The sequence below is a fragment of the Thalassospira sp. GO-4 genome (genome assembly GCF_023588965.1).
Taxonomy (GTDB): domain Bacteria; phylum Pseudomonadota; class Alphaproteobacteria; order Rhodospirillales; family Thalassospiraceae; genus Thalassospira; species Thalassospira povalilytica.
In genome coordinates this window covers 239810-266080 of record NZ_CP097807.1, presented here as the reverse complement: position 1 = coordinate 266080, position 26271 = coordinate 239810, and the positions used below count along the sequence as shown (strand labels likewise).

The following is a 26271-nucleotide window of genomic DNA, read 5'->3' as shown; positions in this document are numbered from 1 at the left end:
ATGACCATGTCCGATAATCTTTTTCAAACCTTTCTCGACCGTTTCCCGGCAGACAAATCGCGTACGTTCCTGATCGAACGCGATGGCACCGAACGCAGTTTCGCCTGGCTGCTGGACCGCACCGGTCGTTATGCCGCCGTGCTGGCATCCCATGGCGTGGTCAAGGGTGACCGCGTTGCCGCACAGGTCGACAAATCATCAGACGTGATCGCGCTTTATCTTGCTTGTCTGCAACTTGGTGCCATTCACCTGCCGCTCAATACCGCCTATACCGGTGACGAGATCGCCTATTTCCTTGGCGATGCCGCACCGCGCGTCTTTGTCTGCCGCCCGGCACATATCGATGCGGCCCAGACCCTTGGCGCGCAAAACAATGTCGGCGCGGTTCTGTCGCTTGGTGCCAACGGTGACGGCAGCCTGAATGACGAGGCCGCAACAGCCACCCCGATCACCGATATTGTCAGTGCCGACAAGGATGATGTTGCAGCAATCCTTTATACCTCGGGCACGACCGGCCGATCCAAGGGCGCGATGCTGACGCACAACAATCTGGGATCAAATGCCAAAACCCTGCATGCGGCATGGGGCTTCAAGCCCGGTGATACGCTGCTGCATGCTTTGCCGCTGTTCCATACCCATGGTCTGTTCGTTGCCATCAACATCATGCTGATGAATGGCGGCAAGGTCATCCTGCTTCCGAAATTCGATGCGGATGATGTGATCGAACGTTTGCCGCAATCAACCGTTCTGATGGGGGTTCCGACCTTCTATACCCGCCTTCTGTCACATCCGCAGTTTGACAAGGATGTTACCGCTAACATGCGGTTGTTTGTGTCGGGTTCCGCACCGCTTCTGGCCGAAACCCATGACGCGTTCTTTGAACGTACCGGGCACAAAATCCTTGAACGTTACGGCATGACCGAAACCTGCATGAACACGTCCAACCCGCTGGATGGCGAACGTCGTCCGGGTGCGGTTGGCCCGACGCTGCCGGGGATCGAAGCCCGTGTGTGCGACAAGGATGGCAATGTCCTTGGGGCCGGTGAAATCGGCGTTCTTGAAGTCCGCGGCCCGAATGTGTTCAAGGGCTACTGGCAGATGCCGGAAAAAACCGCATCCGAATTCCGCACTGATGGCTTCTTTATCACCGGTGACCTCGCCACCATTGGCGAAGACGGCTATGTCACCATTGTTGGTCGTGACAAGGACCTGATCATTTCGGGCGGCTTCAACGTCTATCCGAAGGAAGTCGAAGAAGTCATCGCCGAATATGACGAAGTCGAAGAAGTCGCGATCTTCGGCCTGCCCCATCCCGACTTTGGCGAAGCCGTTGCCGGTGTCATCGTGGCGGCAAATGGCGGTCAGGCCGACACCGACGAAATCATCAAACGCACCCAGGACAAGCTTGCAAAATTCAAGGTTCCCAAGCGCATCTGGGTGATCAAGGAACTGCCGCGCAACACCATGGGCAAAATCCAGAAAGCCCAACTGCGCAAGCAATATGCCGATACCTTTACCTCCCCAGCTGCATGATGCGATGTAGTCTGTATCTCCCGCTGTCCTGACGGGCAGCACCCAAAGGGTCTTTGACCCAACCTTCCTTCCGGTCAGAGCCGATCTGGCCGGAATTTTTTTTGCCTGAATGCAATTGGCCCTACCCCGCCCGGGCGCTATCCATGGTTGATCGTTTCCTTTTGTTATCAGCTTGTTAGGAATTGGAACGCAAAGATGCTAAATTAGACAAACAAACAACAAGCATAACGCCGGCACGTTTTCATGTGCCAATCAGGAAGTCGCTGGGATCAATGGCAGAACTTGATGAGGCCATAGACACAATAGCAGACAGCATCGCCCAGACCGGCGCGCTGACATTTGAAGCATCGCGCCGCTATGACGAGATGTTCCAGACATTTCGTCGCGTGCTTGAAGATGCCCTTGATGCGCAGCCAACCATGACGGATGCCGCGCGCGTTGCAATGTCGATGGTTGACACCGCATCCCGTGCCATCCAGTCAAGCTTCCCCAATCCCCAACATCGCGATTGCTGCGATCAATGCAGCGCCTGCTGCAACCTGTTTGTCAGCGTCCCGCCCGGGGTCACCAGCCTGATTGCCGACCATATCCGCAAAACATTCACCCACGAACAACAGGCTGATCTTTTGCAACGGCTGGCAATCGCCGCCGCAACCATTGAACAATCAACCACAACGGCCGAAGTACGGGTGCGCTGCCCGCTTCTTGGGGATGACAATCGCTGCACGATTTATGAAATCCGCCCGCTTTCATGTCGGGCCTTTACATCCTCGGATGCGCGCAAATGCCACAGGATGGTGTTCGGAACCCCCGAAGAACGCACCACCACCATTGATCAGGACCCGGGCCATTACCGCTTGCACATCGAAGCAACCGACGCCCTGCAACAGGCCGCGGCTCGGCGCAACCTGAACCCGCGCCAGAAGGGCTTTGTCCATGCCCTGCTTGATCAGCTGTCCCCGGCCACAACGTAAATTGGACCGTGATCAATCGATCATTCCGGCGGGCATGGCATTGCAATTGACGAAAAATATGCCCATTTTCCGCGTTCCGGCCCATCCGGCCACCTGAATTCATCCAACAGATACGGGGCAAATATGAACAACGCGTCTGATCAACCGGTTGCTTTTGTAACCGGCGCCGCACAGGGTTTGGGTCTTGGCATTTCAAAACACCTTCTTGATGCGGGCTGGCGGGTCACCTTGTTTGATCAGGACGCCGACGCCGGACAGGAAGCCTTCGATGACCTTTCCCCCGCCCGGCAGGATCGCGCGCTATTTATTGCCGGTGACGTCGCCAACGAAGCCGACGTCAAACTTGCCATTCAGCAAACCGTTGACCGGTTTGGCCGGATTGATGGTTTGGTCAATAATGCCGGCATTGCCGATCCCCATTCGGGCAGCATCGAAGACCTTGAATGGGATCGCTGGCAGCGGGTGATCAATGTCAATCTTGGCGGTGCCTTCCTTGCGGCCAAACACGCGGTTCAGCATCTGCGCCCGGTCAAAGGGGCGATTGTCAACATCGCCTCGACCCGCGCGTTTCAATCAGAAGCCAACACAGAATCCTATGCCGCGTCAAAGGGGGGCATTGTTGCACTTACCCATGCGCTTGCGGTCAGTCTTGGCGGTGATGTGCGGGTCAATGCAATTGCCCCGGGCTGGATCGAAGTCGGTAACTGGCAGAAATCGGACAAGCGCACCACACCATCCCACAGTGACATCGACAAATCGCAACATCCGGTCGGGCGTGTCGGCACACCAGAAGACATCGCACAGGCGGTAAGCTTCCTTCTGGACAGCACCAAATCCGGCTTCATGACCGGGGAAACCATCCGCATTGACGGCGGGATGACCCACAAGATGATTTATGCCGACTGACACCGACTGACACCAACTGACAATGCAAAACGCCGCCCCGGGGGACGGCGTTCTGTTTTAATACTGCGCGCTGGTATTTCGGCCAAATTCGATCAGGCGCGCGCCTTGCTTTCGCTAAGGCCAAGGGCACCAAGGGCCGTCTTGACGATGCTTTGCGCATCAAGACCGGCTTTCTGATACTGGATTTCCGGCTTGTCGTGGTCAATCAGTGCATCGGGCAATGCCATGGTGCGGATCTTGAGCCCGTTATCGAGCAATCCCTGCCCGGCCATATGCTGAAGAACCATGGCGCCAAAGCCATTGATCGATCCTTCTTCGATGGTGATCAGCACTTCGTGATTGCGCGCAAGATCGGCAATCAACTGATGATCAAGCGGCTTGGCAAAACGGGCATCGGCAACCGTCGCCGGAAGGCCACGCGCGGCAAGGTCTTCTGCGGCCAAAAGCGCCTCGGCCAAACGGGTGCCATAAGACAGAATGGCGATCTTGCTTCCTTCGCGCAGGATACGGCCCTTGCCGATTTCAAGAACCTGTCCTTCGGTCGGCATTTCAACACCAACGCCCTCACCCCGCGGATAGCGGAATGCGCTGGGCCGGTCATCAATCGCCCAGGCCGTCGTGGTCATATGGACCAACTCCGCCTCATCGGCGGCTGCCATCAGGACAAAGTTCGGAAGGCAGCCAAGATAGGCAATATCATAGGCCCCGGCATGGGTTGCCCCGTCCGCGCCCACCAGACCGGCACGGTCCATCGCGAAACGCACCGGAAGGTTCTGGATCGCCACATCATGAACAACCTGGTCATAACCGCGCTGAAGGAAGGTCGAATAAAGCGTGCAAAACGGTTTGTAGCCTTCGCACGCCATACCGGCGGCAAAGGTCACCGCATGCTGTTCGGCAATACCGACGTCAAACGCACGATCCGGGAAACGATCGGCAAAGATGTTTACCCCCGTGCCCGATGGCATGGCAGCCGTAATCGCCGTGACCTTTTCGTCCTTTTCGGCAATTTTGACCAGCGTTTCGCCATACACCTTGGTGTAACTCGGTGCATTCGGGGTCGGCTTGGCCTGCTTGCCGGTCACAACGTCAAACTTAGCAACGCCGTGATATTTGTCAGCGGCATTTTCCGCCGGGCCATAGCCCTTGCCCTTTTGGGTCACCGCATGGATCAGGATCGGTCCATCGACATCGGCATCGCGGACGTTTTTCAGAACCGGCAACAGATGATCCATGTTGTGGCCATCAATCGGCCCCACATAGAAAAAGCCCATTTCCTCAAACAGGGTGCCGCCCGTGACCATGCCACGGGTATATTCTTCAAGCTTGCGGGCCGCTTCTTCAATCTGGCGCGGCAGATGTTTGGTCAGCCCCTTGGCCGCATTGCGCAGGCCCTGATACCCTTTGCCCGAAATCAGACGTGACAGATACCCCGACATGGAGCCCACCGGCGGGGCAATCGACATGTCGTTATCATTCAGGATCACAATCAAACGCTGATCGGTGGCCGCGGCATTGTTCATGGCTTCATAGGCCATGCCCGCACTCATCGAACCGTCGCCAATGACCGCAATCACGTTCTTGCGCTTGTCATTTGAAAGCTGATTGGCAACCGCCATGCCCAGACCGGCCGAGATCGAGGTCGAACTGTGCCCGGCCCCGAACGGGTCATATTCGGATTCAGACCGTTTGGTGAACCCCGAAAGCCCGCCGCCCTGACGGAGCGTGCGAATACGATCCCGACGCCCGGTCAGGATTTTATGAGGATAGCACTGATGCCCGACATCCCAGATCACCCGGTCATAAGGCGTATCAAACAGGTAATGGATCGCAACGGTCAGTTCGACCACACCAAGACCGGCACCAAGATGCCCGCCTGTGACAGATACCGCATCAATCACCTCGGCGCGCAATTCATCTGCGACCTGCTTCATCTGGGCAGGCTGCAATTTGCGCAGCTCGTCTGGGGTGTTAATCGTATCCAATAGCGGTGTCTTGGAGGTCGTGCTCATACCGATCTCGATTTTCAATTTTTTATATGGCGTAGATTACAACAGAGTGACGTTTCCGGGTCGATGTTGCAAGCTGCGTAAAATAGCGGGGTTCAACCGATTTAGCGACCCTGAATTTCACCGCTTTGCACCTTCTCGAAGAAACGGTGAACAACCTGTTCGACAGTGCGGTGAATGGTGTCGCGATCCTGACCGAAATCACGGCACAAATAGCTAAAGTTTTCAGCAATATAAGGCGTGCATTTCGGCAGAAATGAATAATGTCCCGCCCCTTTGACCTTGATGAATTTCGCCCGGCCGCGCAACAGATTGCGAAAGTGGGCGGCATTAACATGGTCATGCAGAATTTCGTCTGTATCGGCCTCGACAAACAACATCGGCACCTTCACATCGGCAAGCCCGTCATCGGTTGCCGCCACCCCGAAGGCCGGGGTTACCGCAACAATGGCCGATATCCGGGGATCGTATTCCGAAACCACCGGCCCGCCATAGGTTTGATGCAGACGATCAATATGATCATCTGTCGGGGCATGCTGGCAAATGACCTTGTCGGTTTCGCCATTCACGGTGCAGTAACTTTGCCAGGCTCGGGCATCAAAATCCCACCCTGCCAGTTTAAGCACCGTGGCACCGCCCGCCGAATGGCCAAGCGCATAGATCCTGTCATGATCAATCTGCTCGGCGATGCCATCATGATCAAGCAACAGATCAAGCGCCAGCCGCATTTCGCGCGGGCGGCGTTCAATGATCGTGATCTGGCGGGCATCGGATGCATCAAGGTAGTTGTCACCTTCATGCTGCGGGGCTGCAACAATATAGCCCCGCCGTGCCAGATATTCCGCCAGCCAGAACTGATTGAAACGATGGCCTTCCGAACCGTGCGAAAACATCACGATCGGAAACGGACCATCCGTGGCAAAGGCCGCATTGCGCGCGGCACTTGATGCCACGCCCATATGGCGCACCGAACTTTCCGGCGCGGATGCGGGATACCAGATCGCCAGCGGAAACGGATCCTTGTCAAACAGCCGGTCACGAAAACCGGCTGTGTATTTGGGCTGTTCAGTCATTGTGGGGCGCTTTGACGATATCGGGCTTAACGGCCGCGTTCGACAACGAAACGCGCCACCGCGCGCAGCGGTTCGGCCTCGCCGTCAAAGCAGCTCAGATGGTTGATTGCCTGATCACACAGCATGGCGGCCTGATCACGGGCCTGATCAAGGCCCAGCAATTTGACAAAGGTCGACTTGTCCTGATCAAGGTCCTTGCCCGCTGTCTTGCCAAGCTCCTCGGAACTTGCTTCGACATCAAGCAGATCATCCTTGATCTGGAACGCCAGTCCCATGTCATGGGCATAGGATCGCAGCGCCATGCGAATGCTTTTGGGTGCCTTGCCAAGGATCGCCCCGGCTTCACAGGCAAAGGCAAACATGCGCCCGGTTTTCAGCAAATGAAGATGCGTGACCTGTGCCTGATCAAAGGACTGGCCTTCGCCCGCCAGATCAATCATCTGCCCGCCAACCATGCCATGCGGACCAGCCGCGCGGGCAAGGGCGCGAACAAGATCGGTACAGACGCGCGGATCGGGATGGGTATCTTCGTCGGCCAGAACTTCAAACGCCTGGGTCAAAAGCGCATCACCGGCAAGGATCGCGGTTGCCTCGTCAAACTGCTTGTGGCAGCTCGGCTTGCCGCGACGCAGATCATCGTCATCCATCGCGGGCAAATCATCATGGATCAGCGAATAGCTGTGGACCATCTCGACCGCCGCCGCAACCCGAAGGGCGGACTGGCGCGATACCTTGAACAATGACGCAGAACTCAACACCAGAAACGGGCGCAGACGTTTGCCTTCGCCCAAGGTGGAATAACGCATCGCCTGAAACAGGCGTTGCTCGATCTGGCCATTGGCACGCGGCAAAATATTATCCAGCGTCTCGCCAAGATCAGCAGACGCAGCACTCAGTCCGGCAAGCAGGTCGTAACTCACCATGGCCTCCGATTACTCGATTTCAGTCGGGGTTGCCGACGGGCGGCCATCCGCATTCAGGGTGATTTTTTCGATGCGTTCTTCGGCTGCACGCAATTTGTCCGCACAATGCCGTTTCAGGGCCGCACCACGCTCATAGGATGCGATTGCGTCATCAAGCCCGACCTGTCCCTGTTCGAGCTGACGAACAAGAGTCTCAAGCTGGCCCAGCGCCTCTTCGAAGCTGAGTTTTGCGATATCCTCGGGAATGGCGGAAGATGAAGTAGCCTCGGACATGTAAGCTCCATTTCTTTGATTGGCGCGGAGTTTACGCGCAAGTCCGGATCAGGGCAACCAGACAGAATGGAATTTCGTCACGCCGAAATATTCCTGTGCAACACAGATCGCCCTATCCGGTCATCAGGGTCCGGACATGTTGCAAAACACTGTCGGCAAGGGACGGCAAATCATATCCGCCCTCCAGCAACGAGACCAGCCGCCCCTGACATTGCGCATCGGCAAGCGCCATCAATTGCCGCGTCATCCAGACAAAATCGTCGGTCTCGAAACACAGCCCGGCAAGCGGATCATTCTTGTGGGCATCGAACCCCGCCGAGATGATCAGAAGTTCCGGCTTGAAGGCGGAAATTCCGGGCAAGACGGTCTGGTTAAAAGCAGCCTGCATTTCCGCAGTACCCGCCCCGGCGGTCAATCCGACATTCAGGATATTGTTGGCACAGCCGCGTTCGGTCTCGGCCCCGGTTCCGGGATAAAGCGGCCACTGATGGGTCGAACAGTAAAACAGGTCCGGATCATTATAAAAAAGATCCTGGGTGCCGTTGCCGTGATGCACATCGAAATCCATCACCGCAATGCGTTTAAGCCCATAGCGTTTCCGTGCGTGATGGGCGGCAACCGCCGCATTGTTGAACAAACAGAACCCCATTGCCCGGTCATATTCCGCATGATGCCCGGGGGGCCTGGTTGCGACAAAGGCGTTACTTTCATGCCCGTCAACAACCGCATCAACCGCAACGCATGCGCCGCCTGCTGCGCGCAAGGCCGCCTTGCCAGACTTCGCCGAAACATAGGTATCCCCGTCAAGCGACCTGATCCCGGTTTCGGGAATCGTTGCCATCACCTTGTCCACATAGGCCGGATCGTGCACCGCCTTGATCAGATCGATATCGGCAAGCGGGGCTTCCTCGCGGTGCAGGAACATGAATTCCTCGGCCTCGAATACGCGCTGGATCACGCGCAGCCGATCCGCGGACTCCGGATGTCCGGGGCCGGTATCATGTTCAATGCAATCGTGATGGGTAACGAACAAAGTCGCCATCTGTCTGGGTCGCCTTCCTGATTGGATCAGTTGTCTGATCGGTCTTGCGGGTTCATGGCCGACATGTCCCGCTTTTATGCGTGATTTTGATATTATAATCGCGATACGTGACGTCCCGCTTTGTTCTAAATCAGCATATCGGGCATGGGCGCTGCAAGTCCTTTGGTCCCGGATTCCGGACTCTTTGGTTATATAACAGTGCCAAACCTGTATAAGCGTTCACAGTTTTGCCCTTTTTTTAGTGTTATATTCTTGAAATCGGATCCATTGTTGTGCACAGAATAACAATCGAGGTTCGATGACAAATTGCCCGTAAATCGGCGCAATTTTGCCTTTAAACCCTGCGACAAGTCAGGGTAATTTGAACATGAGCTTATCGGATAAATTTCTGATATTTGGGCGAAAATCCGGAGTGACACGAAGTTTTCCAACCGATTCACATCCCGCAGAGGCACTGTTGAGAACAAACACCATCTTGACAGAAACTGCATATACTTGAGAATAAGAACGAACCAAACATTAGTGTTTGGCTGGTTCAAGAGCAACAGCCTCAAAGGTTGTAAAAGGAATGGAAAATCCGGTCACATGATCCCGTCAAAATTGTCGGAATCAAATGACAAAAAAATACGGATTTTCATTGGGACAATGGCCGCTTGCGGTCAGGCTTATAAGGAAGCCAAATGGAACTAAACCATCTAGAACAAAAGGCCCAGCAGGCGAGCACCCTGTTGAAGGCCATGAGCAATCAGAGCAGACTGCTAATCCTTTGCCAACTTAACGAAGGCGAAAAGTCCGTTGGTGAACTCGAACGTATCGTCGGGCTCAGCCAGTCCGCCCTGTCGCAGCATCTTGCACGCCTGCGTCGTGACAAACTTGTAAAAACGCGTCGCGAAGCACAGACCATCTTCTATTCGTTGCATGGTGATGAAGCACTGCGTGTTATCAAAACACTCTATGGGCTTTACTGCGATACCAGTAGCAATGCCGCTGCTGCGTGAAGATGACCAGGGTACTCCCCCACAAAAAAAGCCTGCCAATGTGGCAGGCTTTTTTTGTGGGTTGATGTACGCATCACCCGACACATTCACAAACCTCATCCGCAATCGGGTTGCGGCAACTTCGATACCTTGTCCAAAGTGCCGAACACTTCGAACTCGCCATAATCAAACCGCATGGCATGGGCCACACCGTTTTCCCCGAAATCAACCGCCATCTCGGTCGAAGGTCCGTTTTCCGCCTCGCCCAGCGGATAGAATGCCAGGCTCATGCGGTGAAACGGCGTATCGGCGATCCCGTCGGGATCATCGGCCTTGTGTTCGGGTTTCTTTTCACCGGAAATCACCACCGCAATCCGGTTGGTCGGGGTTTCCCCGCTGCCATCAAAGACCAGATCATTGCCAAATTTCTCGCCGGCAGCCGCCCGTTTTAATAGCTCGACCGAATGCTGTGTCGGGAACATGGTATCAGCCGGAAGTTCTTCGGTGACTTCGACCGGGATTTCATAGGTGACCGTCACCCCGTCGCTTTCACGCACGGCCTTGCCAACGATTTCGTCGACCTTGGTGCCATCAAGATAATCGCGCATTCTGAACCGGTATTGTGTCCCGGCGAAGTTTTCCCACTGGGTCATCGAATAGGCGGAATTGATTGACGCCCCTTCGGCCCCTTGCAGGATCATGATCTGCTGCATTTCTGTGACCCAGCCATCGCACATTTTTTCAAAGCGATAGCCCAGAACACCGGACGCATCGACCACCGAACTGCCCTGCTCGGACCGGGTCATCTTGAAATGATATTCTGCAACATGGGGCACCATCGTGCTTTCCATGGCGGAAATATTCCCCGCCTGTGCAGCACATCCGGCAAGGCCCGAACACAAGATCAGCGTTCCTGCAAAGGAACGCCGATTGACTTCAAACTTCGAAAACAAAACCGACAAAATCACTCTCCGGTGGCGCCAATCCCGACAATCCAGGGATCTTTAACACCCTTTTTGGCAGCAAGAAGGCGTAAATCATTTGCATGTTCTGCCGAAAGCGGCCCGACAGCGACCCGCATATAGGTGCGGCCACTGACAAGTGCATTCAAAAGTCGCGGCTGATATTCGTGATAAATCTCAAGCGCCTTCTGGGCACGCAGCTTGTCGGTAAAACTTGCCAGAATGACATAATCACCGGGCAGCGGCGCTGCAAGTACATCACCGGCCAATCCCTGGCCGTCTTTGGTCACATCAATCGGCGCGGAAACCGTTGTGCCATCATCGGTCATAACGGTGGTATCGACCAGGGCGGCCGTTACGGTTCCGTTCAGGGCCGGCTCGGCCGGTTTTGCATCGGGGACATATCCGGCAATTGCCGCATCGGCTTCGGCCTGGGGATCAAGCACATTCCCCTCGCGGCCATATGAATTCACATCACCAAGATCGAGTTGCTCGCTCGCAGATGCGACCTCAACCGGCTGTGCATCGGCAAGCCCGTCACTGGTTGCCATTTGATCGACCGGAACTTCATCGACCGGTGCGACAGGTGCATCAAGTGCGGCTTCGCTCACGCTTGCGCGCGGCGGAAGATCGGTTTTGATGATCGGGGTTGCCGTCATCTCGGCCGGGCGCGACCAGTTTTCAGCCGGTGCATTGACCGCATAGATTTCCGGGCGGGCGGCGCGAATTTCACGTTTGATTTCGGGCTCGCCCATCACTGCAAGGGCGGCGGCCTCTTCCTCAAGGATGGTGTCCTCATCCTTGCAAACATCCTGATCAAACAGCGGACGGTGCAAGGCGCAATCCTGCGCGGCGACGATTGAAACGGCGTGATCGGTGGTGCTTTTGCCGGTTGTGACATAACTGATCAGGTCACCTGCCAGTTTGGCGACGGTAAGTTCGATCGGCCCGCCACATGCGCCCAGCGCCAAAGGTGCCGCCACAACAAGTATCTTTTTCACAGCCCGTCCCCCGCAGGATCAAATTTGTTCTCTTGCGGGCACTTTGACGCATTGGCGGTTAATATTAGGTAACCAAAACCTGCCCGCATCATCCGGTCGGGCACAAGTTCAACGAAAAACGGCCCGGAAAACCGGGCCGCTCTTTTCGTTTGAAATCCGGGTCGGATGACCTGTCTTTCAATCAGTCTTTTTTCGCCTTCGGCGGCATCTGGACACGCAGATGCAGTTCCTTGAGCTGCTTGTCTTCGACATTCGACGGCGCATTCATCATAAGGTCCTGCGCCTGCTGGTTCAGCGGGAAGGCAATGACTTCACGAATGTTCGGCTCGTCTGCCAGCAGCATGACGATACGGTCAACACCCGGTGCGGAACCACCGTGCGGCGGGGCGCCGAATTTGAATGCGTTAAGCATGCCACCGAACTGTTCTTCGACAACATCCTTGCCGTAACCGGCGATTTCGAACGCACGATACATGATGTCCGGGCGATGGTTACGAATGGCACCCGACGACAGTTCGATACCGTTACAGACGATGTCATACTGCCACGCCTTGATATCGAGCGGGTTCATGGTCTCAAGTGCTTCAAGACCACCCTGCGGCATCGAGAACGGGTTGTGGCTGAATTCGATCTTGCCGTCGTCGTCTTCCTCATACATCGGGAAATCAACGATCCAGCAGAATTTGAACATGCCTTCTTCACGCAGTTCAAGTTCGTCACAGACCTTGTCACGGACCTTGCCGGCGAATTTGGCGGCTGCCAGTGCCTTGTCACAGACAAAGAAGACCGCGTCGCCATTGGCAACACCGGTAATTTCCTTGATCTGGGCGATACGGTCAGCGTCAAGGTTCTTGGCAATCGGGCCTTTTGCTTCGCCGTCTTCGCCATAAACGATATAGCCAAGACCAGCCGCACCTTCATCACGTGCCCACGAATTAAGCTTGTCAAAGAAGCTGCGCGGACGTGCTGCGGCACCGGTTGCCGGAATGGCACGAACGACCGAACCTTTTTCGATGTTCGACGCAAAGATGCCAAAGCTCGAACCACGGAACGGCTCGGTCACATCGGAAATGATCAGCGGGTTGCGCAGGTCCGGCTTGTCCGAACCGTATTTCGCCATCGATTCATCAAACGGAATACGCGGGAACGGGAACGGGGTCACATCGCGACCACCGCCGAACTCGACAAAGATTTCGTACAGAACCGGCTCAATCGCGGCAAACACGTCTTCCTGGGTGGCAAAGGCCATCTCGAAGTCGAGCTGATAAAACTCGCCCGGCGAACGGTCGGCACGGGCGTCTTCATCACGGAAGCACGGTGCGATCTGGAAGTAACGGTCAAAGCCCGAAACCATCAGAAGCTGTTTGAACTGCTGCGGGGCCTGCGGCAGGGCATAGAACTTGCCCGGATGCATGCGCGACGGCACCAGGAAGTCACGCGCGCCTTCCGGCGAACTTGCCGTCAGGATCGGGGTCTGGATTTCCAGGAAGCCCTGTGCGGTCATTTTCTGGCGCATGGCCGAAATGACTTTGGAACGCAGAACGATGTTGGAATGCACGCTTTCACGACGCAGGTCGAGATAACGGTGACGCAGGCGGATTTCCTCGCCATATTCGACATCGCCAAAGACCGGCATCGGCAACACTTCGGCCGAAGACTGAACTTCGACATTCGATGCGTAAACTTCGATTTCGCCGGTCGGCAGATTCGGGTTGATGGTTTCTGCGGTACGTTTGACAACCTTGCCATCCACCGTGATCACGCTTTCGGCGCGCGCTTTATCAAGCGTTTCAAACAGCGGGCTGGAAATGTCGATCACGACCTGGGTGATGCCGTAATGGTCGCGCAGGTCAACAAACAGAAGGTTGCCGTGGTCACGCTTACGGTGAATCCAGCCAGACAGACGAACTTCCGCATCTGCGTCAGTCGCGCGCAGCGCATTACAATTGTGTGAGCGATAAGGATGCATTGTCATTCCAGGTTGCTTTATATTTTGGGCCGCAAATTTGGCCGCAAAGGTGCATGCCAGACCCGCGCTGTCAAACAAAAAACGCACCACAACGTGCCCGGCCCGAACAATTCGGGACGTTTTGCTGTGATGTGTCGGTTGCCGTTCAGACGCGGCGTCAAAATTTCAGCGGTATAAAACGCTCTCGGGGGCTGCGCGTCAAGTGCTGTCACCAGAGACAGTCAAATCATTCCGATCCGATTTTGACAGCCTGCAATTCCTTGACCTTGGTAAAGCCGATCAGCCTGCCGGTGCCAAATGCAATATCGGTCCAGTTTTCAACATCAAATTCAAAATGCGCCAACGCACATGTCGGGAATTTTCGCGCCATCGCGTCGCGCGCGACCTCGTCCCCGTCGCCAAACAGTGCCTGGGCGAATTGTTCCATCCCCGGATTATGGCCGATGAACATCACGGAATTTGCGTCCTCATGGGTGTGATGCAAACTTTCAAGCAGCACCCTTTCCCCCGCCATATAAAGATCTTCGCTATAGATAACGTCCGCATTGCTGGCAAAATCACGCCCAAGAAGGCCAAGCGTCTGAACCGCACGGGCGGCTGTTGAACACCACACCAGATCAGGGATCAAAGCCTGCTCGCGCAAGTAACGCCCCATAAAGGGGGCTGCCTTCTCGCCACGGCGGTTCAATTCCCGATCATGGTCGGCCCGACCGGGATCGGCCCAGCTTGATTTGGCATGTCTGAGCAACAGCAACGTTTTCATGTCTTTGGTCTTTACGGCCATGAAGGATGATCAAACGGTGTTCTTCCATGCCATATCAACGCCCGCGATGCCATCAGAAAAACTGACACATAAATTTAAGAAAATTGCACGGGCGCAAACAGTTATCCTATACTCCATTTGCAACCGGGACCTGTCGCATAAATTCAAAGACATTCCCTCAATCCGCAGGAGGCATAGCGTGACTCACGCCGCTGCAGTTCAATCAAGCGCGATCACCATTGATTCGGAAAGCCGCTTTATCAATCGCGAACTTTCGTGGCTGGCTTTCAACAATCGTGTTCTTGAAGAAGCCCAGAACAGCGGGCACCCGCTGCTTGAACGTTTGCGCTTTCTGTCGATTTCGGCCAGCAACCTTGATGAATTCTACATGGTCCGCGTCGCGGGCCTTGTCGGGCAACTTCGTGCCGGCATGACCAAAGTCAGCCAGGATGGCATGAGCCCGTCCGAACAGCTGCGCGCCATTACCTTTGATGCCAACCAGTTGATGCAGGATCAGCAGCGCATCTGGCGTCAGCTCAGCCGTGAAATGGAACAACAGGGCATCTCGGTCATTGATCAATCCGATCTGACCCAGACCGATCGCAAATGGCTTGATGGCTATTTCATGCGGGAAATCTTCCCGACCCTGACCCCGCTTGCGATTGACCCGTCACACCCGTTCCCGTTCATTCCCAACCTTGGCTTTGCCATTGTGATGCAGCTGTTTGACCCGGCGGATGGTCACAATATGCGCGGTCTGATCCCGGTCCCGCAAAAGATCGGCCGGTTCCTGCGCCTGCCCGGCCGGACCGAACGCTATCTTCCGGTCGAACAGGCAATCTTGCTTTATCTCGGCAAGCTGTTCCCGGGCTTCGATATGATCGAACATGGCTTCTTCCGCGTCATCCGTGACTCGGATGTCGAGATCGAAGAAGAAGCAGAAGACCTGGTGCGCGTTTTCAAAACCGCCCTTAAACGCCGCCGCCGTGGCAGCATCATCCGCCTTAAGGTCAATGCCGGCATGCCCGAAGACCTTCTGGACTTTGTGATCGACGAACTTGATGTCGCGCTCGAAGAAGTCGTCAAGGTTGATGGTCTTTTGGGCGTTGTCGATGTCAAACAGCTGATCGATTCCGATCTGCATCACGACTTGCTGTTTGCGCCCTATGCCGCGCGCTATCCGGAACGGGTGCGCGACTTTGGTGGCGATTGCTTTGCCGCGATCAGCAAAAAGGACCTGGTGGTTCACCACCCGTTCGAAGATTTCGACGTGGTGGTGCAGTTCCTGCTTCAGGCAGCGCGTGATCCCGATGTCGTCACCATCAAACAGACGCTTTACCGTACGTCGGAAAACAGCCCGATCGTCAAAGCCCTGATCGCCGCGGCCGAGGCCGGAAAATCCGTTACCGCCATGGTCGAGCTCAAAGCCCGCTTTGACGAAGAAGCCAACCTGCGCTGGGCGGCCGACCTTGAACGTGCGGGCTGTCAGGTGGTTTACGGCTTCCTTGACTGGAAAACCCACGCCAAGGTGTCACTGGTTGTCCGCCGTGAAACCCACGGCCTTAAAACCTATGTCCATTTCGGGACCGGCAACTATCATCCGATCACGGCCAAATTCTATACCGATATTTCCTTCTTCTCGTGCGATCCGGCACTGGGGCGTGATGCGGCAAGCATCTTTAATTTCATGACCGGCTATGCCACGCCGCGTTCTTTGGAAAAGATCGCGATTGCCCCGCATACCTTGCGCCCGACCCTTCTGACCCACATCGATCAGGAAATCGAAAACTGCAAGGCTGGCAAACCGTCCGGCATCTGGGCCAAGATGAACAGTCTTGTCGATCCGGTGGTAATCGATGCACTTTATCGTGCAAGCCAGGCGGGCGTTCATGTCGAACTGGTGGTGCGCGGGATTTGCTGTTTGCGCCCGGGTGTGCCGGGGCTTTCGGAAAACATTCGCGTCAAATCGATTGTCGGCCGGTTCCTTGAACATTCGCGCATTGTGGTCTTTGCCAACGGGGCCAAACTTCCGTCGCGCAAGGCCAAGGCATTCATCTCCTCTGCCGACTGGATGCCACGCAATTTGAACCGCCGTGTTGAAACCCTTGTTCCGGTTGAAAATCCGACCTGTCAGCGCCAGATTGTTGAACAGATCATGATTGCCAATCTCAAGGACACTGCACAGGCCTGGTATCTTCAGCCAGATGGCTCTTACGAACGTTGTGAAGCTGATCAAAAGGCATTTTCATCCCATCAGTATTTCATGACCAACCCGTCCCTGTCAGGTCGCGGCAGCGCCCTGAATGAAGAGGACCCGAATGTCCCCGTTCTGCAACTTGATGACTGATGCCGTCAAAATGCAGACACACGACCAACAGGTGCCACCAACAGTATGCTAACTGACCAACGGGCTTCCAACCGCATCGCGATCATTGATGTTGGCTCCAACTCTGTGCGCCTTGTGATTTTCGACGGCATGACGCGTGCCCCGATCCCGATTTTCAACGAGAAAGTCATGTGCGGACTGGGGCGTGATCCGGAAGATACCGGCAAGCTCAATCCCGAAGGGGTCGAGCTTGCCGTGGTCGCCATGCACCGGTTTGCAACGCTTCTGCGGGCGATGAAAGTTACCCATGTCGATGTGCTTGCAACCGCGGCGGTCCGTGCGGCCAGTGACGGTCAGCTGTTTTGCGATCGCATCGCCAAGGAAACCGGATTGACCGTCAAGGTGATTGACGGCCTTGAAGAAGCAAGGCTTTCGGCACTTGGTATTATTTCCGGCGATCCGGTTGCGACCGGCATCATGGGCGATATTGGTGGCGGGTCGCTCGAACTGGTTCTTCTTGATCAGGGCGAAATCAAAAAACGCGTCAGCCTGCCCTTGGGGGCAATGCGCCTTCATGCGGTATTCGGGTCTGATCGCGCCCGCCTGACCAGTGAAATTACCCGCCATCTCGACAGTGTCGACTGGCTGGCAGAGGCCGCCGGGCAGCAGCTTTTTGCGGTTGGCGGATCATGGCGCTCGATCGCAAAACTGTTCATTGCGCAGGAAAACTATCCGATTTCGGTTGTCCATAACCTGGCAATGCCGCGTTCGGAAATGGATGAACTGACCCATATCATTTCCCAGCAAAGTCGCATCTCGCTTGAAAAGGTTGGCGGTGTTTCAAAACGCCGTATCGACAGCCTGCCCCATGCCGCCCTTGTCATGAATATGTTGATGGCCCGTATGCGCCCAAGCGAAGTGGTCTTTTCCGGGCACGGATTGCGCGAAGGCTGGATGTATGAAGTCCTGCCCGAAGACTTGCGTCAGCGCGATCCGGTACTTGATGCCTGTCTGAGCTTCGCCGAAGACGGCGAACGCTTCCACCAGCATGGCGAAGAACTTGCCCACTGGTGCGCCCCGATCTTTACCGCACTTCCGGTCAATATCGAACGGCTGCGTCTGGCGGCCTGCATTATCGGCGATATCGGATGGAACGAGCACCCCGACTACCGGGCCATCCAAAGCTATAACCGGATTTTGCGCCACCCCTATCTTGATCTCAATCACCATGACCGGGTGTTTCTCGCCTATACCATCGGGTCGCGCTATACCGGCAACTTCAAGGGTGATGAGTCAAGCGAACGCATCCTTGACGAGGATGACCGTTTGACCGGCCGACTGTTTGGTCATGCCATCCGTCTTGGCCATACGCTTTCGGGCGGGGTTGAGGGGATATTGCCCAAAACCCGTCTCGTCCTCGAAGCCGATAAATTGATCCTCGAATTCGACAAGCAGGTCGCCGCACTTTACGGCGAAGTGGTCGAACAAAGGCTTTCCAAACTGGCCAAGCTCATGAACCGCGAAAGTGAAGTCCGTCTGGTGTAAATCGGGAACGGTTTGCTTTCGCACCGAAAGCCGCTATGTTGGGGATGCTTCCAAGCACCCCGTCCGCGGAAAGGGCTGCGCCCGGTTTAACACATATGAAACACACGGTTTCCTTGCCTGTCTGGCGGACACAGGCGTTATGATCAGGGGAATCGTATGTCTGCATCACGCACAACGAAATCCGATAAAGCCAATTCTTCGCGCCCAAACCGCATCTTCTTTGACGGGCGCCTGAACCTTGAACAGCAACGAAAGCGCGCCAAGGACCTTTTGCGCGCCCTGCGTGCCGGAAACCAAACCGCGCAACAACGCTTTGTCGATGTAAATCATCCGATCGGGGCTGCGGGATTTGCCGATATCCGGCTTGCTGACGCCCAGCTGGTGATTGCACGGGAAAACGGCTTTGCCAGTTGGCCCAAACTGAAAAACCATATCGACCGCATCACCGAACAGAACCGTCAGATTTCCAGCGGAAAGCCGCCCGTGCTTGATACCAAACGCACCCTGCATCTGCGTTGCGGATCAGACATCCGGAACGGACTTGGCATTGCCGGCTTTGTCGGTGATTTTCTGGAATTTGCCGATCCGTTCTGTCAGGGGCCGGTGCCGGATCTGCCGCTTGATGAATTCATTTCTGTTCGCGCCAATTTCATCGCAAGCGGTTATCACATCACCCCAAAGGATGCATTAGCAAGAAGCAAACGCGAATATGCTGCGCTGAACCGCCTGGATCAATATGATCATGTGGTTTTATGGTTCGAACATGACGGCTACGACCAGCTTATTCTGGCCTTCCTGATGGACGTCATCGCCACCGCACGACCCGCGACAAGGATCGAATTGATATCGGTCGGTGCAATCCCCGGTGTGGAGCGTTTTATCGGTCTTGGGCAATTGTCCCCGGAACTGCTGATCTGGTGCTGGGAAAATCATCGGGTATCGGTGACTGACGCCATGCTTGAAACCGGTCGCACGGCATGGAAGGCCATTCGCTCCGCAACGCCCGACGCACTCGAAAAATTCATCCAAACCGTAACCAGCGCCCTGCCCCATCTGATCCCGGCCCTTGAACGCCACATCGCCGAATTGCCGGACCCGCAATCTGGGCTTGGCCTGACCCAGAAACTTGTCCTTCAGATCGCACGCGATCACGGCCCGCTTCCGGTTGGCAAAATCTATGCGCATCTCATGCAAAGCTACGATCCGCTCCCCTATCTGGCCGACCTGATGTTCTGGTCAGAAATCCAGACCATGATGCACTGCAAATCGCCGCTATTTACCCTGTCAGACAATCCGGACCAGCACTGGCCAACCCGCATCCTGACCATAACCGCGACCGGATCAGACACATTGGCAGGCAACCAAAACTTCCTCGACAATTTCACCACCACCCGCTGGGTCGGCGGGATCGAAATAACGCCGGAAACAGGCGGAGTTTTCTATTAAGAACGCCTGAGCGAATAACTTTGTTGGACGGGTTTCGCCTTTTTTGACAAAAGGCGAAACTGTCGTTGGACATTGTGACGGGATTGAATATGTTCACCGGCAACGGGACAGCATCAATTCTGCAGGATATTTTAATGGCAGCAAGAACAACTGTAATCACGATTACCCACAATGGTGGGCTGGTTATTGGTGGCCTTTTGAAATCGCTGCCTGCTGATCTTCCCTTGATCGTTGTTGATAACGCATCAAAGGACGATACCCTTGATATCGTTACGTCCTTGCGTCCCGATGCGAATATCATTCGAAACCCAGTTGGCTTGGGCTATGGCGCTGCTGCCAGTCAGGGGCTTTCAGAAGTCACAACCGAATTTGCCCTGCTTGCAAATCCTGACGCTTTGATGACGCAGGATGCTATTGATGCCCTTGTTCAAGCGGCCGATCAATATCCAGAAGCGGCAATGTTTGGACCGCTCCATAAGGATGGCAACGGAAATATAGAACCCAGCCACGACGTCGAATTATGGAAGCGCGGCATTTTCGGAAAACAGGCATACGAAATTACGCCTGAAGGTCCGATATGCGTTGAATTCTTGTCTGGCGCAGTGAACCTTGTGCGAATGAACGCGATGAAGGAAGTCGGGTTTTATGATCCCGAAATTTACCTTTATTTCGAAGACGACGACATGTGCATGCGCTTCCGACAGGCCGGATATGGACTTATTCTTGTTGCTGCATCCGTGGTCACGCATCTGAATGGCGGCTCTGTCCGTCCAAATCGGGCATATTACTGGGAAAAGTTCTGGAACATTGCATGGTCCAGAATATACTTTGAAACCAAATACAAAGGCCGTCTGGCCGGAAGCTGCCTTGGCATAAAATACGCATTGCGGTATGCCGGCAAGGCACTGGTGCATGGCATCGCGATGAAACGGGCAAAAGGCTGGCGTGATCTTGCCCGTTCGGCGGGGTCCTTGGCGGCCGTCTTCGGTGTCAGGGCCTCGAAACTTCCGCGCTGACACTTGAGTTCTGACGAACTGACGCATCAAACTGGATGAATGGGTACCTATTCTGATGAAGGCAGTAATTCTTGCTGGCGGTTATGGCAGCCGACTGAGTGAAGAAACCTCGGTCAAACCAAAACCGATGGTCGAAATCGGCGGCAAACCGATCCTGTGGCACCTGATGAAAATCTATTCCGCACACGGCGTGAATGAATTTGTCATCTGCCTTGGCTACAAGGGCTATGTGATCAAGGAATATTTTGCCAACTACTTCCTGCATCACGCTGATGTCACCATCGATATGGCATCCAATCAGCTTGAGTATCACAACGCCAATGCCGAGCCTTGGAAGATCACCCTTGTCGATACCGGCACCAACAGCATGACCGGCGGCCGTATCAAGCGGGTTGGTGATTATCTTGATGATGACAAACCGTTCTGCCTGACCTATGGCGACGGTCTTGGCGATGTCGATATTACGGCAAGCATCGAATTCCACAGAAAACAGGGCCGCAAGGCAACCATGACGGTTGTCTCGCCTCCTGGCCGTTTTGGCGCAACTGTTCTTGATGGCGACCAGGTAACGGCGTTTCAGGAAAAGCCGCTTGGTGACGGCGCGCGCATCAATGCCGGATTCTTTGTGTGCGAAAAATCCGTCCTTTCCGAAATCAAGGATGATCAAACCGTCTGGGAAGCAGAACCGCTGCGCAACCTGTCGGAAAGCAACGAACTGTCGGCATGGCGTCATGACGGGTTCTGGCAACCGATGGACACGCTGCGCGAAAAGCAGATGCTTGAAGGCCTGTGGGAAGGCGGAAACGCCCCCTGGAAGGTCTGGTAAAAACGATGCGTCCAAGTGAAAACCTTCGTTCTTTCTGGTCTGGCAAACGGGTCCTTCTGACCGGTCACACCGGTTTTAAAGGCAGTTGGGCCGCAGCATGGTTGATCAAGATGGGGGCTGAGGTTCACGGCTTTGCCCTGGCACCGGAAACCGATCCCAATCTGTATGACCTGCTTGATCTTGACTATGCCTCGGAAATGATTGCCGATCTTCGCGATCGTGCAGACGTGCAAAATATGGTCCATAAGGTCCGGCCCGATCTGGTTTTACATATGGCGGCACAGCCGCTGGTGCGTCGCGGTTACCGCGAACCGGTCGAGACCATGGCAACCAATATCATGGGCACCGCACATCTTCTTGATGCGCTACGCGACTGTGAAAGCGTCAAGGGCATTCTGGTCGTCACCAGCGACAAGGCCTATGATAATGACAGCTATGATCAGGCTCACGGCGAGATTGTCTTCCGCGAGGGCGATGCACTGGGCGGACGCGACCCCTATAGCGCGTCCAAGGGCTGTCAGGAAATTGTCGCGCGCAGCTTTGAACAAAGCTATTTCCGCGCCAAGGGTATCGCGCTTGTCACGGCCCGTGCAGGCAACGTCGTTGGCGGCGGCGACTGGTCCGAAGATCGTCTGATGACCGATATCATTCGCGCGGCCGCGAACAACAAGGCGGTCGAACTTCGCAATCCCGGCACCACCCGCCCCTGGCAACATGTGATTGAACCGGTGGCAGGGTATTTGATGTATCTTCAGGCTGTGGTCGAGAAAAAGGCATCGGTATCCGCACTGAACTTTGGCCCGAAAGAGTCCCATACCGTTGCGCATGTGACCGATCTGGTCCTGGATGCTTGGGGTTGCGATGCCGGAACCACACAACAGGATGTGTCGGCCGCCAGCAAGGAAGCTCTTACCCTTGCGCTGGACTCAAGCCTTGCAACGAATACCCTGGCGTGGCAACCACGCCTTACACTGCCCGAATGTGTGAACTGGATTGTCGAATGGCATAAGGCACATCTGGCAGGACAGAACATGCGTGACCTGACCGAAACGCAGATTACTTCGTTTGAAGCGATGATGGATAAAGAATGACAACGCCAAATTGCCGTGCTTGCGGCACCAACCTTGAACATACCCTTGTTGATCTTGGTCTTAGCCCGCTTGCGAACTCCTATGTTCCGCTTGATCACAAGTCTGATACCGACCCGGCTTATCCGTTGCACGCCCGTGTCTGTGGCAAGTGTTTTCTGGTTCAGGTTGATGACGTTGTTCCGCCATCCGATATCTTTAGCCACTATGCCTATTTCTCAAGCTATTCGAGCAGCTGGGTCGAACATGCTCGCAAATACTGCGCAAGCGCGACCGAACGGCTTGGCCTGAACGATAAGTCATTCGTTGTCGAAGTGGCCTCCAACGACGGTTATCTGTTGCAGCATTTTGTTGCCAACAGCGTTCCAGTTCTTGGTGTTGAGCCCGCGGCCAATGTCGCCGCCGAAGCCGAGAAAAAAGGCGTTCGCAGTCTGGTGGCGTTCTTTGGCAAGGAAACGGCAGAAAACATTGTCGCCGAACATGGCCATGCCAACTTGACGGCGGCCAACAACGTTCTGGCGCATGTACCTGACATCAATGATTTTGTCTCAGGCTTTGCCGCGATCCTCAAGGACGATGGCGTCTCGACATTCGAGTTCCCCCATCTTTTGAACCTTTTGGAAAAGACCCAGTTCGATACGATCTATCACGAACATTTCTCCTACCTATCGCTTTATGCGGTTGAGAAATGCTTTGCTGCGAACGGGCTTAAGGTCTTTGACGTCGAAGAACTGCCCACCCATGGCGGAAGCCTGCGTGTCTGGGCGCAAAAAACGGTTGGCACCCGTCCCGAAACGGACCGCCTGAATGCCGTCCGCGCCAAGGAATCCGATGCAGGTATTGCTACCCTCTCCTGCTACGAAGGGTTTGAAACCAAGGTTCAAGCAATTCGTGACAGCCTGCTTGCCTTCCTGAAAAAGGCCAAGGCCGAAGGCAAAACCGTTGCCGGTTACGGTGCTGCGGCCAAGGGCAATACCCTTTTGAATTATTGTGGGGTCGGAACAGATCTGATTGATTTCGTTGTCGATGCCAACCCGCACAAGCAAAACACCCTTCTTCCCGGAAGCCGTATTCCGGTTCATGCACCTGATATGCTTAAGGAACGCAAACCGGACTATGTCCTGATCCTGCCCTGGAACCTGCAGAACGAGATCATGGAAAGTGTCGGTTATATTCGAGACTGGGGTGGACAGTTCCTTGTCGCTGTGCCGGAAGTCACCGTTCTGCGATGAAGTTTACAAAGACAAATATCGCGGGTGTCGACCTGATCGAACTGGAAACACACGAAGATAACCGTGGTTTCTTTGCACGGTCATTTTGCGTTGATGAACTTGGCGATAATGGTCATGACTTCGCGGTCCATCAGGCGAACCTGTCTTTCAACCACCACGCAGGAACCTTGCGGGGAATGCATTATCAGGCAGCCCCGGTCGGGGATCCGAAAATCGTCCGCTGTATCGCCGGACGGATTTTTGATGTGGTAATTGACCTGCGTGCAGGATCTCCAACCTATTGCCAGTGGACCGGTGCGGAACTTTCGGCCCAAAACCGCAAATCTTTCATTATCCCCGAAGGCTGCGCACATGGTTTCATCACGCTCGACGACAATTCCGAGGTGATGTATCTGATGGGCGCCCCGTTTAAGGCAAATCTTGCCGCCGGTGTACGCTGGAACGATCGGGCATTCGCGATTGACTGGCCGATCATGCCATCCCTGATCAATGATCGTGACGCGAACTATCCCGATTATGAGCGCCAAGAATGAAAGTCCTTGTAACAGGTGCCAATGGCCTTATCGGGTCTCATACCTGCCGGGCATTACGGGCATCCGGGTATGATGTTCTGACCTGCGGTCGATCCGGTTCCCAATCATCAAACCATTATGTTGGCGACTTGCTTGACCCGGATTTTCGGTCCCGGATCATGCGGGTTGAGCGCCCCGATGGTCTGATCCATCTGGCATGGCAAACCAAGCATGGCTATTTCTGGAACGCACCGGACAATGCCGATTGGCGTGTCGCCTCCATTGAACTGCTTGATTGTTTTCTCGAAATTGGCGGAACCCGTGCCGTTCTTGCCGGAAGCTGTGCCGAATATGACTGGACCATATCGGAAATTGGCAAGAAAACCTGCGAAACGGATGCTTGTGTACCCGGCACCCTTTATGGGCAGGAAAAACTGAAACTGGCCCGACACTGTCAGAACCTGATTGATCAGGGCAGTTCAATTGCATGGGGACGATTGTTCCTTCTATGCGGACCGGGTGAATATCCAGCACGTTTTGTCCCGGCAGTAACCAAGGCCCTTCTTGCCGGGGAAACTGCAAAAATGAGTTCCGGAAAACAAGTCCGTGACTTCATGCATGTTGAAGATGCTGGCGCTGCCTTTGCGTCGGTATTTGAAAGCACATTCAATGGCATTCTCAATGTTGCAAGCGGCGAAGCGCATTCATTACTGTCGGTCGCAAACACATTGCAACAATTGATCGGACATGGACAGGTATCAGCCGGCAGCCTGCCGGATCGCCCTGACGATCCCCCATACCTCGTTGCCGATACGTCGATCCTTCATGATACAATCGGCTTTGAGCCGAAGTACGATCTGATCACGGCATTGGAAAGTTGCATTGAATGGTGGCGCAGTCAAACTGACTAGTCAGGCAGCCTATCGTCAAAATTAGCTGTTCACATCATTTGATGTACTCAGCTAGTCCAGGCCACGTGCAATCCTGAAAATCTCGCTGCGCAGCCATTTATGGGCTGCGTTTGCGGCGTTCCGAACATGCCAGTATTGGGCAAAGCCATATTCGGGAAATTCCAGCGGAAAGTCACAGGTCGCAAAGCCCCCCATTACGTTTTCCGCCAATCGCGACGGCAATGTCGCGATGACCTTGGTGCCGCGGATCAGGTTGGGAATGCTGGCAAAGGTTGAAACCTGCAACGCCGTGCGGCGTGATCGGCCAGTTGCACGCAGCAAATCATCAATCGCCGACACATCATTCGCCCCGATGATCACACGTGCATGATCGGCCGCACAGTACCGATCAAGGGTATCGGGTGCTGCATCATGGAATGCCGGATCGTAAAAGCAGCGCATCTGTTCACGAAACAGCGCCTGCATTGCGATATCGGCATGCTTGCCCGCCGACTGGATGCTGATGGCATGGTCAATCTTGCCACTGCGCAGCAAGCCGACAAAATGACCCTCGCCACTGATCGACAGAACCTTGAGACGAATATCTGCCTTGCAGGACTGCAATCGTTGCATCAATGCCGGCAAGACGACGCTGACTTCATAGTCATTACACCCAATCGTAAAATGCGCGCTATGAGACGGGTCATCCGGGTCAAACGCCACAACCCTGGTCAGATCACGCATCCCTTGTAACAAAGCACGGATCTGCGGCGCGATTTCATCGGCATGTGCGGTTGGCGCAACCGATCGCCCCGACCGCACAAAAAGCGGATCGCCGATAATCTGGCGCAGCCGGTCAAGCCCGTGACTGACGGTGGGCTGCCCAACACCAAGACGATGCGCCGCAGCCGTCACCGATCCTTCGTCATAGATGGTCAGGAACAGACGCAACAACCGATAATCAAGATCAAATTCATCGACATTG

At 54.9% G+C, this 26271-nt stretch carries 23 protein-coding genes; 13 read left to right on the top strand and 10 right to left on the bottom strand.

Annotated features, from left to right (window positions below; translation table 11 throughout):
- Positions 1–6 precede the first annotated feature (6 nt).
- The 3 genes from M9H61_RS01335 (at position 7) to M9H61_RS01325 (ending at position 3413) form a co-directional block, all read left to right on the top strand.
- Positions 7–1533 carry a malonyl-CoA synthase gene (locus M9H61_RS01335; protein WP_250282934.1) on the top strand — a complete coding sequence of 509 codons (1527 nt, stop codon included), beginning with the start codon at positions 7–9 and terminating at the stop codon, positions 1531–1533.
- 272 nt (positions 1534–1805) lie between these two features.
- Positions 1806–2507 (top strand): YkgJ family cysteine cluster protein, encoded by a 702-nt coding sequence (locus M9H61_RS01330; RefSeq protein ID WP_250282932.1) that lies wholly within the window; start codon positions 1806–1808, stop codon positions 2505–2507.
- A gap of 123 nt (positions 2508–2630) precedes the next feature.
- Positions 2631–3413, top strand: coding sequence for a glucose 1-dehydrogenase (locus M9H61_RS01325; protein ID WP_250282930.1), 783 nt, complete (start codon positions 2631–2633; stop codon positions 3411–3413).
- Positions 3414–3505: 92 nt separating this feature from the next.
- On the opposite strand, the gene dxs is transcribed toward M9H61_RS01325, so the two are convergent.
- The 5 genes from dxs to M9H61_RS01300 all read right to left on the bottom strand — a co-directional run bounded on the left by dxs (position 3506) and on the right by M9H61_RS01300 (position 8733).
- Positions 3506–5425 (bottom strand): 1-deoxy-D-xylulose-5-phosphate synthase, encoded by a 1920-nt coding sequence (dxs, locus tag M9H61_RS01320; RefSeq protein WP_068518193.1) that lies wholly within the window; start codon positions 5423–5425, stop codon positions 3506–3508.
- A 101-nt stretch (positions 5426–5526) separates the two neighbouring features.
- The gene (locus M9H61_RS01315; protein ID WP_250282928.1) at positions 5527–6495 is read right to left on the bottom strand and encodes an alpha/beta fold hydrolase; all 969 of its coding nucleotides are present in this window, start codon (positions 6493–6495) and stop codon (positions 5527–5529) included.
- Between the two features lie 26 nt (positions 6496–6521).
- Positions 6522–7418: a polyprenyl synthetase family protein gene (locus tag M9H61_RS01310; RefSeq protein WP_068518195.1), complete on the bottom strand. Its 897-nt coding sequence runs from the start codon at positions 7416–7418 to the stop codon at positions 6522–6524.
- Positions 7419–7427: 9 nt separating this feature from the next.
- The gene (locus M9H61_RS01305; protein ID WP_068518196.1) at positions 7428–7691 is read right to left on the bottom strand and encodes an exodeoxyribonuclease VII small subunit; all 264 of its coding nucleotides are present in this window, start codon (positions 7689–7691) and stop codon (positions 7428–7430) included.
- Positions 7692–7803: 112 nt separating this feature from the next.
- Positions 7804–8733, bottom strand: a complete 930-nt coding sequence (locus M9H61_RS01300; protein ID WP_068518197.1) for a histone deacetylase family protein — start codon at positions 8731–8733, stop codon at positions 7804–7806.
- Positions 8734–9413: 680 nt separating this feature from the next.
- On the opposite strand from M9H61_RS01300, the gene M9H61_RS01295 reads away from it, so the two are divergent.
- Positions 9414–9731, top strand: coding sequence for a helix-turn-helix transcriptional regulator (locus M9H61_RS01295; protein ID WP_068518198.1), 318 nt, complete (start codon positions 9414–9416; stop codon positions 9729–9731).
- 95 nt (positions 9732–9826) lie between these two features.
- Here M9H61_RS01295 and M9H61_RS01290 read toward each other — a convergent pair whose 3' ends face one another.
- From M9H61_RS01290 to M9H61_RS01275, 4 genes are all read right to left on the bottom strand, one after another.
- Entirely contained in the window at positions 9827–10678 is an 852-nt protein-coding gene (locus M9H61_RS01290; RefSeq protein WP_231856695.1) for an EipB family protein, read from the bottom strand.
- Positions 10675–11673 (bottom strand): SPOR domain-containing protein, encoded by a 999-nt coding sequence (locus M9H61_RS01285; RefSeq protein ID WP_250282926.1) that lies wholly within the window; start codon positions 11671–11673, stop codon positions 10675–10677. The genes M9H61_RS01290 and M9H61_RS01285 overlap by 4 nt, the downstream gene beginning before the upstream one ends.
- 181 nt (positions 11674–11854) lie before the next feature.
- Positions 11855–13642 carry an aspartate--tRNA ligase gene (gene aspS / locus M9H61_RS01280; RefSeq protein ID WP_101248067.1) on the bottom strand — a complete coding sequence of 596 codons (1788 nt, stop codon included), beginning with the start codon at positions 13640–13642 and terminating at the stop codon, positions 11855–11857.
- Between the two features lie 226 nt (positions 13643–13868).
- Positions 13869–14426 (bottom strand): histidine phosphatase family protein, encoded by a 558-nt coding sequence (locus tag M9H61_RS01275; protein WP_250282924.1) that lies wholly within the window; start codon positions 14424–14426, stop codon positions 13869–13871.
- A gap of 178 nt (positions 14427–14604) precedes the next feature.
- Between M9H61_RS01275 and M9H61_RS01270 the strand changes: the two genes are divergently transcribed.
- The 9 genes from M9H61_RS01270 (at position 14605) to M9H61_RS01230 (ending at position 25307) form a co-directional block, all read left to right on the top strand.
- Entirely contained in the window at positions 14605–16752 is a 2148-nt protein-coding gene (locus M9H61_RS01270) for an RNA degradosome polyphosphate kinase (protein ID WP_068518200.1), read from the top strand.
- Positions 16753–16797: 45 nt separating this feature from the next.
- The gene (locus M9H61_RS01265) at positions 16798–18276 is read left to right on the top strand and encodes a Ppx/GppA family phosphatase (protein ID WP_101248002.1); all 1479 of its coding nucleotides are present in this window, start codon (positions 16798–16800) and stop codon (positions 18274–18276) included.
- A gap of 156 nt (positions 18277–18432) precedes the next feature.
- Positions 18433–19722, top strand: coding sequence for a DUF1835 domain-containing protein (locus M9H61_RS01260; RefSeq protein ID WP_250282921.1), 1290 nt, complete (start codon positions 18433–18435; stop codon positions 19720–19722).
- A gap of 134 nt (positions 19723–19856) precedes the next feature.
- Positions 19857–20738, top strand: a complete 882-nt coding sequence (locus M9H61_RS01255; protein WP_250282919.1) for a glycosyltransferase family 2 protein — start codon at positions 19857–19859, stop codon at positions 20736–20738.
- Between the two features lie 55 nt (positions 20739–20793).
- Positions 20794–21564: a glucose-1-phosphate cytidylyltransferase gene (gene rfbF / locus M9H61_RS01250; protein WP_250282917.1), complete on the top strand. Its 771-nt coding sequence runs from the start codon at positions 20794–20796 to the stop codon at positions 21562–21564.
- A gap of 5 nt (positions 21565–21569) precedes the next feature.
- Positions 21570–22655 carry a CDP-glucose 4,6-dehydratase gene (gene rfbG, locus M9H61_RS01245; protein ID WP_250282915.1) on the top strand — a complete coding sequence of 362 codons (1086 nt, stop codon included), beginning with the start codon at positions 21570–21572 and terminating at the stop codon, positions 22653–22655.
- A complete protein-coding gene (locus tag M9H61_RS01240; RefSeq protein ID WP_250282914.1) occupies positions 22652–23884 on the top strand; it encodes a class I SAM-dependent methyltransferase in 1233 nt (410 codons plus the stop codon). Before rfbG ends, M9H61_RS01240 begins: the two co-directional genes overlap by 4 nt.
- The gene (gene rfbC, locus M9H61_RS01235) at positions 23881–24417 is read left to right on the top strand and encodes a dTDP-4-dehydrorhamnose 3,5-epimerase (protein WP_250282911.1); all 537 of its coding nucleotides are present in this window, start codon (positions 23881–23883) and stop codon (positions 24415–24417) included. The genes M9H61_RS01240 and rfbC overlap by 4 nt, the downstream gene beginning before the upstream one ends.
- Complete coding sequence (locus tag M9H61_RS01230) at positions 24414–25307, top strand: NAD(P)-dependent oxidoreductase (protein WP_250282909.1); 894 nt, start codon at positions 24414–24416, stop codon at positions 25305–25307. The genes rfbC and M9H61_RS01230 overlap by 4 nt, the downstream gene beginning before the upstream one ends.
- A 51-nt stretch (positions 25308–25358) precedes the next feature.
- Here M9H61_RS01230 and M9H61_RS01225 read toward each other — a convergent pair whose 3' ends face one another.
- Positions 25359–26240: a LysR family transcriptional regulator gene (locus tag M9H61_RS01225; RefSeq protein WP_250282907.1), complete on the bottom strand. Its 882-nt coding sequence runs from the start codon at positions 26238–26240 to the stop codon at positions 25359–25361.
- Between the last annotated feature and the right edge of the window lie 31 nt (positions 26241–26271).